This is a genomic window from Kaistella solincola (genome assembly GCF_000812875.1).
Classification (GTDB): Bacteria; Bacteroidota; Bacteroidia; order Flavobacteriales; family Weeksellaceae; genus Kaistella; species Kaistella solincola.
This window is the reverse complement of record NZ_JSYK01000004.1, coordinates 22,933-38,603: the sequence shown is the minus strand read 5'-3', so window position 1 is coordinate 38,603 and position 15,671 is coordinate 22,933. Positions and strand designations below refer to the sequence as shown.

General features: G+C 33.0%; 13 protein-coding genes and 1 pseudogene. All 14 read right to left on the bottom strand.

Annotation, left to right across the window (positions count from 1 at the left end):
- Positions 1-10: 10 nt before the first annotated feature.
- The 14 genes and pseudogenes from OA84_RS10450 to OA84_RS11260 all read right to left on the bottom strand — a co-directional run bounded on the left by OA84_RS10450 (position 11) and on the right by OA84_RS11260 (position 15,669).
- Positions 11-562: a hypothetical protein gene (locus OA84_RS10450; protein ID WP_039346211.1), complete on the bottom strand. Its 552-nt coding sequence runs from the start codon at positions 560-562 to the stop codon at positions 11-13.
- 251 nt (positions 563-813) lie between these two features.
- A pseudogene (locus OA84_RS11580) lies at positions 814-879 on the bottom strand (hydroxyisourate hydrolase); the annotation flags it as partial.
- A gap of 227 nt (positions 880-1,106) precedes the next feature.
- The gene (locus OA84_RS10440) at positions 1,107-1,430 is read right to left on the bottom strand and encodes a hypothetical protein (RefSeq protein ID WP_039346190.1); all 324 of its coding nucleotides are present in this window, start codon (positions 1,428-1,430) and stop codon (positions 1,107-1,109) included.
- A 186-nt stretch (positions 1,431-1,616) separates the two neighbouring features.
- The gene (locus OA84_RS10435) at positions 1,617-2,207 is read right to left on the bottom strand and encodes a hypothetical protein (protein ID WP_156965072.1); all 591 of its coding nucleotides are present in this window, start codon (positions 2,205-2,207) and stop codon (positions 1,617-1,619) included.
- Positions 2,208-2,352: 145 nt separating this feature from the next.
- The gene (locus OA84_RS10430) at positions 2,353-2,697 is read right to left on the bottom strand and encodes a hypothetical protein (RefSeq protein WP_039346176.1); all 345 of its coding nucleotides are present in this window, start codon (positions 2,695-2,697) and stop codon (positions 2,353-2,355) included.
- Between the two features lie 229 nt (positions 2,698-2,926).
- On the bottom strand, positions 2,927-4,621 hold the full coding sequence (locus tag OA84_RS10425) for a hypothetical protein (protein WP_052252197.1): 1,695 nt from the start codon (positions 4,619-4,621) through the stop codon (positions 2,927-2,929).
- A 147-nt stretch (positions 4,622-4,768) separates the two neighbouring features.
- Positions 4,769-5,521, bottom strand: a complete 753-nt coding sequence (locus OA84_RS11270) for an abortive infection system antitoxin AbiGi family protein (RefSeq protein ID WP_052252196.1) — start codon at positions 5,519-5,521, stop codon at positions 4,769-4,771.
- A gap of 243 nt (positions 5,522-5,764) precedes the next feature.
- Positions 5,765-6,550 carry a DUF6624 domain-containing protein gene (locus tag OA84_RS11265; RefSeq protein ID WP_052252195.1) on the bottom strand — a complete coding sequence of 262 codons (786 nt, stop codon included), beginning with the start codon at positions 6,548-6,550 and terminating at the stop codon, positions 5,765-5,767.
- A 780-nt stretch (positions 6,551-7,330) separates the two neighbouring features.
- Positions 7,331-7,630, bottom strand: a complete 300-nt coding sequence (locus OA84_RS10405) for a hypothetical protein (RefSeq protein WP_039346173.1) — start codon at positions 7,628-7,630, stop codon at positions 7,331-7,333.
- 277 nt (positions 7,631-7,907) lie between these two features.
- A complete protein-coding gene (locus tag OA84_RS10400) occupies positions 7,908-8,201 on the bottom strand; it encodes a putative quinol monooxygenase (RefSeq protein ID WP_039346170.1) in 294 nt (97 codons plus the stop codon).
- Positions 8,202-8,301: 100 nt separating this feature from the next.
- A complete protein-coding gene (locus OA84_RS10395; protein ID WP_021190095.1) occupies positions 8,302-9,162 on the bottom strand; it encodes a helix-turn-helix domain-containing protein in 861 nt (286 codons plus the stop codon).
- A 243-nt stretch (positions 9,163-9,405) separates the two neighbouring features.
- On the bottom strand, positions 9,406-9,921 hold the full coding sequence (locus OA84_RS10390) for a hypothetical protein (RefSeq protein ID WP_039346169.1): 516 nt from the start codon (positions 9,919-9,921) through the stop codon (positions 9,406-9,408).
- 310 nt (positions 9,922-10,231) lie between these two features.
- Entirely contained in the window at positions 10,232-11,953 is a 1,722-nt protein-coding gene (locus tag OA84_RS10385; protein WP_039346166.1) for an AAA family ATPase, read from the bottom strand.
- Complete coding sequence (locus OA84_RS11260) at positions 11,953-15,669, bottom strand: Eco57I restriction-modification methylase domain-containing protein (RefSeq protein ID WP_052252194.1); 3,717 nt, start codon at positions 15,667-15,669, stop codon at positions 11,953-11,955. Before OA84_RS11260 ends, OA84_RS10385 begins: the two co-directional genes overlap by 1 nt.
- Positions 15,670-15,671 lie beyond the last annotated feature (2 nt).

Here is a 15,671-nt window from a genome sequence, read left to right as displayed (position 1 = left end):
GGAGGTTTTTTTATTTTTTCTTCAGGAATTTTTCAACTTGTGAATAGTAATCTGTTCCATAGTATTTTATAAACTCACCGTTTGGTTTTAAGATAAAAAACGCGTTGCAGTTTTCATTCAGCGAAAAAATATATTTCGCAAAAAAACCGGAATCCAGCAGGAAATTTTTTCTATTCTCATACCGGTGCTTATTCAAAACATTAGTGGTATAAACAAAAAAATCCTGTGCGTTATTTTCTTTTGAAATTCTGGCAGAGATGCTAACTCTTCTATCGATAACGGCCATAGCGGTTTTTTCGTTATGCTTACTTCCAAAACAGTTTACACCATATTGATCAAAATTAATTAAAATTGATTTACCAGCTGGAACTTGCGTTTGTAGTTCATCGGTAATAAGCTTTCGAATTTCCTTATATTCTTCCGGAGACAGTTTTCCGACGAACGATTTTCTACTAGCCAGATATTCTTTGTTAATTTCAGAATTTATTTTTACAGAATTGCTCTGTTGCGCCTTACAGGAAAAAAGGAAGAGAGAAAAAATAAAAAAGTAAAGTTTAATCATAAAAATCTGCAGTTATTAGAAGTTGAATATACTATAATTATTTCAGAAATTATTCAGTACTAAAATTTAAAAATTTAGCCTTTTAGCAGGTAATATTTTCCACAGAACTTATGCTTTAATGTTGTCCAAATATTCAGAAAAATTTGCCGCTTAAACGGCATTTTTTTTTCACTTTAGTCAAGAAAAAAGCCACCGCAAGAAATTCTGCTGTGGCTTGTAAAAAAAGGCCGCCTTTTTTCTTCGCAATAATTTTAATTCCCTCTGTACGTGGAGTATCTGAACGCCGAAAGCGTAAGCGGCACGTGGTAATGATTGTTGTCCTTTTTGCGAAGTACGGACTACTGCAAACCAAAAGTGGTAAGAAAAACCTCCACGAGCAAAGGCTTTTTCGGATTTCTAATTTACTAAAAATTGAAATATGAAAAGCATTTTTGCGGATATTAAAAACTAAATTCTCAAAGTAAAATTTTAACCCCGTTTTTTGCAAATACACTGTTATCTGCTGTGATTTCTATTTTATGTTCTACAAATTTTTTCCACTTTATTAGATTGTTTCAAATCTTTTGTAAAGTCTTAAATGTTTTTCCCGATTGATTAGATATAAAATCACAGTCAAAGACCCGAATGCAAACATTCCAACAAACCACATGATTTTATTTTTTATTTGGTTTCTTATCAAATCGATAAGCACAACAAACCATGGAACTATTTGAAATAGGAGAGCAATCCCAATCCCTAATTGTGAATAATTTTCCGAGAAATCTTTGTTAGTAATTTTAAGAAAAGTGCAAATAATTACAAGTAGAAATCCAATAATGGCGAGCGCTAATAATATTTCTTTTGGAATTGGTAGTTTATGTTCTTTCATATTATATTTTTTTAATCCTTTATATTGATAACCGCTTTTTGTTCATAGCAGATAACGGTAGGGTATTTCTGTTGGCGGGGATTATGATAACTTGTTTTTGTAAATATAACGAAATAAACAAACAGCGAAAATCTTGATGATGTAAACTTCAACCCCGCTAATAGAAATACACTGTTAGCCGCAGTATTATTCTATACAACATGAAGAAATTCCTCCACAAGAGTAACAATAAGGATTTGATATATTTTTTTCTGCTATTCTAAATTGTTCTTTTAAATTTATTTTATTGTCGATAAGTGTAATTAAAATTTGAGCTTTTCTCCTTATAAAGTTTTTTTCAATGTTATTAGAATTCAATTCTTCAGGATAAACTTCAGAAAATTCAAATGTCTCGGATGAGTTTTGAGTATTTATTTTGAAAACAAGAAAATCACTATCTAGAAATTTGATTGATTTACATTCTTCATTCGAATCACATTTCTCAAGACTATTAATTCCAGCTTTATTTAAATCATTAATTGTTTCTTTTACAATAGTAGAATCCAAATTAGTTTTGATTTCTATTTCACTATACTTTCGTAACGTAATTCCTAAAAAGTATTTACAAGGTTTATAAAATTTAGTAATAATTTTTCCACTGTAATTATTATTTAGGTCTTTTTTTAAAAATATTTCTTGAGGCTTGCCAATCATTAAAACATGATATTCTATTTCCTGTGAATAAAATTTGGGTATAAATAACATTGTAATGAATAGAAAGAAAAATTTTAACTTCATTGCGTTTTTCAAATATTGTGGCTAACGTTTGGCAGATTGGCGATGGGCGGGCTTTTCAGCACAGAAGTTTGTTCGGAGAACTGAACTTTCGGCTACCACAAAACTGTCAAGCGGAGACGAAACCCCGCCTATAGCCAATGTGCTGTTAGCGGTTGCCTTTCTGTCCGTCATTGCTTCCAGTGTTTGGTTTAACTTCTTCGTCTGGTTTGTCCAATTCAGGTGTCGCCATTATTCTTGACATAAACCAAATAGTTCCTTTTCCTTTCCATTGTTTTGTCGCCCAAATTACACCTATAACAAGTCCCAAGGTCGCTACCAAAGCAAGTCTTGTCGTTGTTGGATCAGGAAAATAGATAATTGCACCTACAATTAGTCCAATCAAAAGAGGAGAAGCAACTATTTGTAACCAACCAATCGATTCCGTAATTAATTCGAATATTCGAAAAATTCCTCCGTCAGTTTTCTGTATGTTCTTTTTTTCCTTTGTCATTTTACTATGGTCGTCATAAGGTTACCGCTAACGGGCCGCGTATTGGCGATAGTGGCGGATTAGAAAACCGAAACTTTCAATTTTGCACTAAGCTAAGCAACAGCCTTTTATTATTTTCTAAATTTATGAAAAAAGGAAATATAAAAGGCTGTTGCGACAAAAAAAGGAGAAACTTTCAATTTCTCCCTTAGCCCGCCATTTCGCCAATACGATGTTAGCCGTAGTATTATTATTTTTTTTCTTTAACTAAGTGCATAAATCTTTCTATAAATAGCTTTTGATTAAACATTCCCGTTTGAAATCTACTACTAAATGGTGCTAATTTTTGAGTTATTTTTTTTAAAAGATTTGCTTCATATTCTAATTTACTTTTTCCATAACTCTTAATTGACATACTCATTTTTGATATATGTTCATCAAGTAATTTTTTAAAGTTTTTATCTTTATTTTTAAGATATAGTTCAAAGAAAATCAAAGTATCTAAGTCAATAACTGTTAGCTTTCTAATGTTTAGATATTTATTTTCAATTTTTAGGTTTTCACTAAACCATTTATTTAACATATAATTTATTCCAGGAATTTCCAAAGTACGATCAGATAACAATAGAATAGGATAAATGTTATAGAATTTATTATTTGTAATATTTTTATCATAAATAAAATTATTATCAGATATTGCTTCTATATGAGTTATAATTTGCCCAATTCCTATTCTTTTACCATTGTTTGGATTTATTAAGAATTTACCTTTTAATGTTTTAGCAATTTTATTTATGTCAGAAGATGTTTTTACCTCTTTGGCAATTAATACATCTTTGTATTCAAAGAGGTAAATATCTTTGTTATGGCGTATGTAATAATCTGGCTCACTTTCATTAGTATCTAATACTTCGTGTTTAATAAAATATTTTTTTGAAAAAATATTATTTAATACATTTTTCATTAAATAATTCTCAGAAAAATCTTTATTATAAAAATTAAAGAAAGTTCTGTCACTTGGTTTTAGTCCATTTTTTTTATTAAAACATTCTTTAAGTAAGAATTTGATACTCTTCGTGAATTTATCAAGTACAAAAAAAGCATTTATTATAGTATAAGTTTCTGAATCCATTTTGTACAACGGATAATTTCTTAAATGTAAAAAATCTAAATCTTCCTCAATTTGTTCTGAAATTAGACTATCAAGAAATGCGATTGTTTCAGGTTCATTAACTTTAAATTTGAAAGATTTAGTTTGTCTAAAAAGTTGTATTTGAACAACTAAATAATCCACTTGTTTTTTTAATTCATCTATTGAATTTTGCTTAAAAAATGAACATAATTCATCGATCAAATATTTATTTTCGTCCTTTTCTTTTAGAAAGTGTATTAAGCTCTCAAATTTATATGACGTCACATATGCTAGTTTAAGCAACTCAATATCGATGTTTTCATATACACCAATATCTGAAGTTGAAAATTTTAGTGCAATCATTATCTCTGAAATCTTATCAATATTTTCTGTAGAGGATTCCAAAAAAAGACTATCGCTTTTATTAATTGTTTCATTAATTAATAAAAATGCTTTAAATAAATTTATTTCATCACGGTCGGGATCTTCATTGATACTATTATTTGTAATTAAAATATCCTTGTTGGCAAGAATTATTTCTGAAATTTTTATACTCGCTTCAGTTGAAACTACTTCTGGTGTGCTGTAAATATTATTTTGTATACAATATTTTTTTACTCTTTGAAATATTTCATTTCCAGTAACTGGATTTGAAAAAAAATTATTAAAATTTATAGTTGGATTTGAATTAAAGAAGCCAATAATATTTTCTAATGAAAATTTAGAAATCAGTTTTAAATACTCAATAATATCTTTCTTTTCCTCTTCTGGAAATATATGATTAAACTCCAATCTAAGTACTACTCTTGTCATAATATTTCGGCTAACGTTTCGGGGCTTTGCGATGGTGGGGCAATCGAAGCACAAATCTTCAATTTTGCACAAAAGTTCAATCGAAGAAATACCGTTGAACTTTGCAGTTTCGCCCCACCATTGCAAAACCCTTGTTAGTGGCAGTTTTTATACGTCTTTTTCTATTTGCTCATAAGTTAGAATTCTGCTCGCAAGTCTGTCAACTGTTTCACTAGAGAACCTGCTTTTAGCGTATCTCAAATGAGTTATAAGAGCATTTATATCACTGTCTTTTTCTACAATTAAATATTTTATGTCATCTGGCTCAAAATTGAGTCTTAAATGACTAACTTTTTTATTGAAAGCTGACTTTTGCTGCGATGTCTCAATTTTTTCGATAGGAATGAATGATAATATGTCTTCTGTAATTGGTGGAACATATCTCCATTCACGTTCATTTGCAAAAACATAATCTAACACGGTTTCTTTTCCAGGTCTAATTAAATCGCCTTTGTAGTTTTTTATGTAGCGTAATGTGTTTATTGTGTTATTGTATGCAGCTTCATATCTACCGCTTCTGTCAACTGAATTGTTTACAAGCTTAAAAAAATCCTCAATTCCATTCATAAAATTTTCGGTGAACAAGCTATTTTGACTAGCATACATAACTGGATTTAAACCATTTCTAATTGCCCAATCCTTAGTTAGCCCAATGCCAAATTTTCCGTAAGTTCCGATGTTATTTTTTAGTTCAGAAAGCCTTAAGTCACTAAATGAAACCATAGGAACCGCAAATTTCTTTGTCTTATTGCCACCAATTATCATTTCTCTGGCATAAGAAATTTTAAACGTGCTTGTTAAAATTGTTTCAAGACTTTTCTTTGTCGTAAAGTGAAAAAGTATGTTTGGATAAAGTGCCATTGGATTAGTTTTCTGTCTTTGGTTTACGGTCTGTTAAAATTGCCACTAACGAAAAGTATTTGCGAAGAACGGGCTACTGCAAACCAAAGTGATAAGGAAAACCGCCCGGAGCTAAATGCTTTTTCAGATTTCTAAATTAATGAAAATTGAAATATGAAAAGCATTTTTGCGGATATTAAAAATAAATTTTAAAAGGAAAAATTCAACCCCGTTTTTTGCAAATACACTGTTAGCTGTAGTTCTTTATTTTTCAGTTTCAATCATTTCTTTATATTTTTCAATTGATATTAATTCCATTGATTTTCTACGGTCATTTACGTTAGAGGAATCAATATTATTTAGAATAACCACTTTACCTTTTTCATTCAAAGAATATTGAGTTCCATATATTTGTTTTCTACCATTTAAGATTTCAACTCTGTCGATTAAATAAGCTAATTGTTTTTTCTCTGCTTTTCCATTTTTCACAGCTTCTTTCATAACTGGAAGATATTTTTCCATTGTTTCTAATTTATTAGCATGTTGAATTGCCATAAATAATGCGTTATTAGCTTTTTCACCAATTTGGTTTTTTCCCAACCAACCAATACTATCAATTATTTTGGTTACTATTTGAACGTTCTTTCTGTCAAGTTGATTCTGTTCAGAAGAATAATTATTATATGTTCGCAATTTTTGATCATCATCATAAACTTTTTCTAGAGTTTTTTTAACTTCTTTATAATTATTTTCTTTTTTGCAAGAAATTAAAGTTAGAAATAGGACAATGAATAATCTGTAAATCATTTTTACATTATTATGGTAAATTGCAGCTAACGACCGGGTATTTCTGCAGGCGGGCATTAATAACCGATCTTTTTCAACTTGAAATATACTAAATTTATAACACAAATCTCTAAATGAAAACTTCCGGCCCGCTTGTAGAAATACCATGTTGCCTACAGTTCCTTTTAGAGAAATTAATTTTTCAAAAATTTCCCCTTTTTGCTCGATATTTTGCTTAGAAAAAAATTCAGGAATCCTATTCAAATTTTCGCAACTCTATTTTTAAAAATTTTGCCAATTCTGCTCGATATTTTTCACGACGCAAAATTTTAAGATTTTGATGCAGAATTTCCGATAAACTAAAAATTTTATTTGATGTTCAGCTCCAGAAAAATTTCGCACTTTTTGCGCTATTTTTTCGTTTTTAAATTCTTTTCGCAGTTGAAAGCTCGCAGAATATTTTTCAGAAAATTTGATGCAAATACCGGCAAATTTCTTCGGATTTTAATTTAAAATTCAAGTCGCAAATTTAAATATTTCGTTTTTGCGCAATCTTGGAAATTGTAGGCAACGGTTGGGTATTTCTGTTGGCGGGGATTATTATAACTGCTTTTTGTAAATATAACAAATGAACAACTAGCAAAAATCTTTATGATGTAAACTTCAACCCCGCTAATAGAAATACACTGTTATAGGTAGTGCCTATTTAAATTCTTTTTTAAGTTTTTGCATCCGGTTGCGTATAGCTTTTAAATTTTTTGCTAATAAAATAGAATAATTGTCAAGCGCATTAATATAAAGCGGGGTAATATTATCGGTTTTAACCAGACAAAATTCTACCATTTTATCATCATTTAACTCATTATATTTTTCATATTCTTTTGTCCATATTAGCAGCTCATTATTTAAATGCTCAGTTGTCGATAAACATTCCAAAAGCCCTGCTAAATCTTCTTCATTCCAATCTTCATCGTTTTCCAGGTCGAAATATAAATTTACTCCATTTACATTTATTCCTTGCGTCTCTCCTAGTGAAAATAAAGCTTAAGAGTTAGTTTCAATTAATTTCTGGATACCCTCAAGACCATCCTGCGAATTATCTAATTTTTTCAGACTTGAGGATAGCTTATCAATAGATTTTTTAATCTCATTAACTTTGGTAAAGTACGTATAATAGTAAGCGACAGCTTTTTCGGATATTTCAAGAGTTCGAACAAACTTAATTTTTTTAAGCTCCCTATCAAATTCAGTTCTTTTATTAAAGTAATTAAAAATTTGATTAAGAATTATAGTAGCAATAGAACCACTTAAAAAACCAACAATTGCGTTTATTTCAAAATTCATACAGTATATTCGTTTGCATTACCTATAACGTTTCGGGGCTTGCCGAAGGCGGAGTTTTTTAGCACAAAAATTCAATAGAATTACTACTGTTGAACCTTGCAGAAATGTTTAATAGAAGCACTTCAGCCCCGCTTTTGGCAAACCCTTGTTGTGGGCTGGGTTTCTTCGTCAGTCTAAGCTTAATTTATTATGAAGCTGTTTTGTAAACAAAGGCAACCTGTCCAAATTCATTTACAGAACTTTGACAGGCTGCCATTTTATAATAATTGTGGTATATTTATTTAGCCGCTAAAACGTCCAATTTCTCAATAGATGGTGCAGTAGCCAACAATTCAGGTGCATTTTCCATTAACGCCTTTGCAATCTTACCACCAAGATGTGCTTCTCTGCCTTCTTCATCTGAAAAAGTGTCAAAAATGCCAAATGTAGAAGCGTCAATACGGAACGCATACCACGTAACAGTACCTGCTTCTTCATTAGCGAGTGGCAATGCACTTGTGATAAAGGCTTCAACATCTTTTTCTTTTCCTGCTTTAGCTTCTAGTCGAACTAATAATCCTAATTTTTTCATGTCTTTTTATTTTTAAATTAAACCAATTTTGTTTTAACAAATGTAGCACCTTTAAACTTGTGGTGCTTTTTTATTTAGTTCAAAAACTTATGAAAAAAGGTCAAGTCTTCATCATGTTTTTTGGACTGTAACCAAATTCGTTTTTAAAGGCTGTGCTAAAATTTGATAAGCTGTCATAACCAAAGTCCATATAGATTTCTGATGGGGTTGCTTCATTATTAAGCAATAATTTTTTGGCTTTGTTGAGTCGTTTTAGTTGAAACCATTTTCCTGGAGACTCTTGATATAATTGTAAAAATTTCCGCTTAAAAGTAGACAGACTCATATTACATAGAAAAGCGACCTCGTCAATATTCAAACTCGTGTACAGATTTTTTTCAATGACCATTTTAAAAGATAATTCTCTTTCATTGATTAATAATGAATGTAGATAAACAAAAAAACTTTGCCCATACTTATCAGCCAGATACAGCATAATTTCTTCAAATTTCAATTCCAGAATCTTTTGAGAGATTGTTTGATTCAAACCATAAATTTGTTGAATAGAATTAATAAAATGGATAATAAAATTGTCTTTTTCCATAAGGAAATAGGGACTACTGGCCGCTGATTTATTTAAGTCATTTGGGTTAAATAAATGCCCATATTTCAATAAAAAATCATTAATGTTTTTTTGAGAAAAGAAAAAGAGTAGGCAACTATAACTATTTGCCCCTACAATTTCTGTTGTTAAAAAATTCCCCGATGCAAGAAGCAAGGATTGTGTATCATCGATCGAAACGATGTCATTAGAAAAGTGAATGTCCTTTTGTCCGTCCAACAAAAAACTGAATACATTTTTGTTTAGGTTAATCTTATTTTTGGAAACAAGTTTATACGCCTCGTAGTTAGCAATTTGCAGGTCTGAAGTGTCCGTGTAGTTATTTTCAAATAAATCTTCTGGCAAATTTGTAATGTCCATGATAGTGTTGTTTTAAAAAACATCTTGGCATTGTAAATATATTAAAATTCTATTTCAATAATTGTTTGCTCAAGTTTGGATGAATAGGTCGTTTACCCTTGCACACAACGGTTGGGTATTTCTGTTGGCGGGGATTATTATAACTGGTTTTTATAAATGTAACAAAATGGGCAATTAGCGAAAATCTTTATGATGTAAACTTCAACCCCGCTAATAGAAATACCGTGTTGTAGGCAGTAACAATTATTTTTTTATTTCAATTTTTTGTATTTCATTACCTTTTTCACCTTTTACGTATGTAATTCGCACATTTAGTCCATTATGAAATACATCACTGTGATTTCCACCAAAATTAGAAAATTCATACAATGCATTTTCAAGATAGTGGAATTTAACAGAATCCACTTTAAATTCTTCGTGAGGCTGTTTTCCATTTCTTACGATCACAGGATTAAATCTGTAAAATTCCTGTATTTGGCCTTCTACCACTTCAATTTTTTTGTCAGTCAAGTATTTTTCAATTCTTTCTTGATTTGGATTCCCATTAAAGAATTTTAGATAAATATATGCAGGAAGTGAAAGTAATATAAACAGTCCGGAACCAAATAAATAAAAATTTTTATCAGAGTCATTTTTTTTGAATTTCCATATCAATGAAAAAATAATCAATGAAAAAATTAAAATCCAAAGAAAAATAGAATAGGGTTGAGTTGCATTACTTGGCGTGTCATTTATTGTCCAATAAGTAAAATATTCCATATTTCTTTGAGCGGAGTTTTGGCGTTATTGCCTACAACGTTCCCACGCTTTGCGTTCTTGCGGGTTTTCGGAGCACAAAACTGTCAACCCAGCACCAAAGCCCAATTGGAAAACTGAACTTGAATATAAGCACGTCACCCCGCATGACGCAAAACGTGTGTTAGGGCATCGTGCTTCTTCTTCGTCCGTTGGTTTGTCTGTCGGTTTTGGGGTGCGTTGGGACAGACACACTCTTTGCCAAGCTTTGGTTTGAGCATGGGCTTGTGTGGCTTGGCAATGTGTGTGGCTGTGAAGGGTTGGCTTAGTCATGCTATAGATGTTCTTTTAATTCTATCATTTTTGCAATGGCGTTTTTCAGTTCTTCTCGGTGCAATGGATTCTCTGAATGATGTGAAGCTGCATTCATGATCCTGTCCAAGATGTCTTTGGTCTCGGTGATGAGCAGTTCTTTTCGGTTTTTCTTTTCGTTAAACTCAATTAAGAAGTCGAAAAGTCTGGTTTTAATGCTGTCGAGATTAGCGATTTCTTCTGCTGTCAATGTACCGTCTGTTGAATAGTCGGTTTTGATTTTTTTGAGTTTGGATAAGTCCAGGTCATTTATGAATTTTTCGGTGAAGTCCTTGTGGCGTTTATCAATAAGTTGCTTAAAAGCATCATCTAATTTCTGACTTAAGCCCTTGAACTTTTGGTTGAAAAATTTCATATCTGGGTCTAAGAAGCTGTCCAATATTGCTTCTGCTTCCTTTCTTAATTCATTTCCAGAGGCTTCAAATTCTCCTTCTTCGAATCTTTTAATTGCCCGCTGTATAGGAGATTCGTCTTCTTTGATTTTGGGTGCGGAACTGTCTTTTTCATCTTTATTGAAATTGAAGTACACCCATTCTTCTTCATCTGTATTTCTGCGTATGAGATTGAAGAAACCTTTGTCGTGTGTAAGGATGAACTTTTGAAAGCCGTCAAAGAATTTCAAATCTTCCTTTTCTTCCTTGTTTAGAATGATGCGAACCACATCCATTCGATTGGATAAATCTAAGCTGATGAGCATGTCATCCAGTACCAAAATCTTAAATCTGGCACTTGCCAAAGGTCTTGTTCGCAATGCACCAATACGCACTCCAATAGCAATTCTGGTTAATTGTGCTTCATTTAGAAAAGATTGCACCCGTTCAATGGCTCTCCATTTTTCAGGAATGGTGTCATCATAAATTTCAACGCCTAATTTGATATGCAATTGGTCATGACGCTGACCCTGCTTATTGTCTTCCCATATCTTGTTCTTAATCAGGTCAAATTTAAATTTCTTTTCAAAACTTAAAGCTACTTTGATAACATCTTTTCCTTCAAAAAAATGGTCTTTTAGAAAGATGTTGGCGTGACCTGTAATTTCATTTAGAAGGTTTTGAATCTTTTCATTAAGTGCAGCAATATCATCTACATATCGCTGCTTTCTGTTTCGTGAAGCAACTGCACCTTTTGGCGTTCTCGGAACATCCAACGTTGGTGCTTTAATAATATCATCCAGCCAGTTTTGTGTACCATCAGTCATAAAAGGAAAAATATCCCGTTCAAAAACTGGCCAAAGATTTACTTCCTGTTTGTGTGATGCTCGATAGAAGTTGTGTAGCAGTTTATAATTGATAAAGTCACTGGCTATGTTGAGTTCTTGAATCAGCGTGTTGGCATCATCATTCGTATTGATTACATCATGCGAAATAGTGAAAGTTTCTTCATGTTGTGTTGCTGTATCTATGGCGCTGAGTTTGATGAAGGATTGTTCATTCTCGTCCATAAATACGTTTTTCAATGTTTGGTGTGTGCCTTTATTCGATGCCACGTATTTCTTGAAATACTTCTTTACGCCATCATCTTCTTTGATACTGCTTTGCAAAAGTGTGTACAATGCCCAAAATAAGGACGACTTACCCGAACCATTGTTACCATATACCAAAACATGTTTTCCATTGATTGGAAAAACCTGCTCTTTTTGAAAAGCCTTAAAGTTTTGGATTTTTATTTCCTTAATTTTCTTCATTAGCTTTCCAATATCGGTTTTAAAATCTCCGGGCTACGCACAGCAAATAGTTTGATGCGATTGCGGACTTCATTATCGGGGTGGCTCCATTTGGCATAGAGTGATTCAACTATTTGTTCCTTATTTAATTGGCTCTGATGTTCGAAAAGGCTTCCTTGCATGGCGATCGTGACGTCATTTTCAACCATTTCAATAACATTAAGATTTAGATCGTCAACATGCTTTTTAAAATATAGATTGAAAACAAGTCCATCTTGAATATTTCTAAATATTGCGAAACGTGAAGAATTTGATGAGAAAGCAATCATGTCATGGAGATTGCATGCGAAATTTGTGTTAGGGAATAATTTAACGGGTATTTTGTTTATTGCGGATTTTGTAATTCTTGGAAATAATCTTTGTTTGGATTTGTCACCAATGCTAGAAACCCAATACCCGATTAGTCTTGATGACAGTATTAATTGCAGATTTTTTAGTTTTTCAGGCTTTCCAATAATTGAATAGCATGATTTGCTTATTACAAATACCTTTTCTGTGTATGCTGAAATTATTGTCTTTCCTGTAATCTCTCTAAAAATTACTCTTGGCTTTGTAAAGTAAGATTTATCGGGTTTGGTGTAGAATTCAGCCGAGAAATCAACATATATTTCCTTCGCTGGTGAATCTATTTTGAAAAGATTGATATTCTTGCCGCCAAGTTCAAGAATGTAATTGTGATTTAATTTTATTTCACTATGCAAAAATCTGTTCTGAATTTGTGATTCTGAATGAATAGTGTTATGGTATTGTTGAGCTCCAAGCGAAACAGAAAAACCAAAGTCATTCAACTTTTTACTATTCTCTTCAATTTTAGTAATTACAATGCTAGATTCGTCATTTATAAAAATATTAAATTCAAATTGAGTGTTTTGTTCCCACTCTTTCTGTGAAATATGATAATCGCTTCTTGGGGCTGTTTTATTATTGGAGTTAATAATAGAGACCCTTGTTTTGTTATTTTTTAATTTTCTATCAAACACAAAGACGAGGCTATTAACTGAAGCTGTTTCGAAAACAGTTTCATCAAAATTCAAAAGGCTTGAAATATGGAAATTCGTTAAAATGTATTTGCGTAATTTCGTGCTATTAGGTATTGTAAGAAAAGTATTAGGTGTAATGAATGAAAAAATGCCAATAGGTGTAAGCATCTTTGCTGATTTTTCTAAAAACAGACGGTACAAATCAGGTTTGCCTTCCTGAAGTTTGTATTCTTTGTAAATTCCATTAAGCAGCTCTTTTGGAATTATCAAATATGGTGGATTCCCAATTACTATTTCAAAGCCGTCCTTTATCCCAAACATCCATTCCGAATCAAAAAAAGGTGATGAAGCATTTTGGTCATAAGGATCCCATCCAGCTAATTTTTCAGCAGCATCTAAAGGCAAACCCTGATTTTTCAAGACCGTAGAAAGTTTCTCTCTCAATACCTTGTCTTTTTCTCTCCAAGCAATTTTTCGTTCTTTGGATTTAAGACTGAAAATCTTATGTCGAACGATTTTAAGTTCGTTTTCCACTTTTTTTACTTCATCGGTTTCAAATAAGCCACCATCTTTTTTGATGCCAATAAGGGTATTTGCTGCTACAAACTTCGTTTCCAAGTTAGGCAAAGGTCGTATGCCAAAATTATTTTTCTCAGCGTTTACCTTTTGCTCCACTACTAAAGAAATGAAGAATCGGAGTTTGGAGATTTGGGTGGCAATGGGTTGTATATCTACCCCATAAATGCAGTTTTCAATTAAGAACAGTTTACGGGCATAGTCCGGGTCGTTGATGCTTTGGTCAAAGGCTTCGTTTATTTCCAGTAAGCGTTCTTCACGGGCTTGCTTGTCTTCTATCTCAAAAGCTGCTTTTGAGTCTTGTTCGGCTTTTTCTAATTGCACTTCTTTCCAAACCTTATTATCCGGATCAAGCTTTTGGAGGATGTGCACCATTTTCTGCAATATGCCCATCGGGAAAGCACCCGAACCACAAGCTGGGTCGAGAATGGTGCAAGTACTTAATGCAGTAATGATTTCCTTTTGCAATCGGGGATTGTCAGCAAAAGGTACTTTGCTGTCAAAGGATGTTAACACATGGAGTTCTTTATCCAATGTTTTATCATCCAATCCGCCCCAATCAGAGATTGCATTTTTCAGGTAAGCAATCAAGCTTTCATCCACCATGTAATTTACAATCTCCCGTGGTGTATAAAATGAGCCGGTTTGCTTACGTGCGGTGGTTTTGGTTTCGGGGTTGTAGCTCGCCAAGAGGTTTTCAAATACCTTACCCAATAGTTCCGGGTCAAGGGCTACATCTTCTTCAATCGGGGTATTTTCAGTAATCGTAAACTTGTAAGATTTGAGGATGTTAATCAGTCCTTTTACAGCAGCTTGTTTGTACTTTTTATCCTTGATGCCAACAATGTCGCTCAGGTCGGTTTCTTCTTCTACACCAAAAAATAGGTAATCGGGCACAATGAGTTGTTCGCCCTTTGTCATTTGGTCGGAGAAGCCATCAATATAGAGGTTGTTGAATTTATCGTCCAGGCATTCAAAAAGCCCACCGTTTAAGAAAGGAACAGTTTGATTCAGTTTTTCTAAAAAGGCATCAGGATTCTTGAAATAGGATTTGTAACGCATCAGGTAGTCTATGCCCCTGTGTGTGCCATAGCCATCACCACGAAAGCCACGTTTGCGTTTGTCTAAACTCTCTGCTTCAATAGGGCAATTGAGGGTAGCAAAAAACAAGTTCTGCAAAATGGCTTTGTAGTATATGCTTTCCTTGTTACGCTCTTTGAACATTCCCCTTTCATGGTAAGGAGAGATTTCATTCAGAATATCTTTTTGCAAAGCATCCAGTTCAAATAGTTCTTCGGGAATCAGTTTTTTCTCTTTGATGAACCACACAAAAAGCAATCGGGTAAGCATTCTGATTACGTTGGTAGCTCGATGCTCTTGAAGCAGGTCTTCCAGTTTGGCGTTTTTGTGATGGGCATCGGCAATCGTTGGTTCTCCGGGAAAGGTTACATGCTGTGTTGCCCAGAAATACCAGTTGGAAAGTTCTTGGTAGAATTTCTTATTGAGCAGGCTTACGCTAAATACTTCCTGCCAATACGCATAGAGTTTGGCGAAGGAATCCACTTTCTTTGTTCCTGTGGTAGGAATTTGCAATTCGGCTAAAATGCGTTCGTGACCAGAATGTGGTTTTTCAATATGAATATCCCGAAGCAAACTTACTTTACCTGCCTTTTCGCCTTCACGCCATTCTTGCTTGTATTTGAGTCGTTCGGTATTGGCAAAAGCTAAGTAGTATCCGTATTTGAAAACCACCACCACAGGCGTATAATAAAACTCACGGTTAAAGGCTCTCGAAATTTCTGCCAATTGCGATCGGGTAGGAAGCAGTCCGTTGGGTCTGCTTTTAAGAGTTACTCCAAAAATCAGTATGCCATCATAATCGGATTTGATTTTTTCTGCTTCTAAGGATTTATTGCCTTCAAAAGATGCATCGTCCACCATGCCCAAGAAATAGACATCATCCATGAGTTGGAAAGTGTCGTTATCCTTGTAAGTGTCTTTCAGGATTTCCTTTGCTGTAGTGGGTTCGTCCGCCACGTAGTTCATGGGCACTTTCAAGTCTTTGAAAAGTGCTTTGAGTGCCTGAAGGAAATTAACCTGATTGAATATCTGTAGTTTCATAT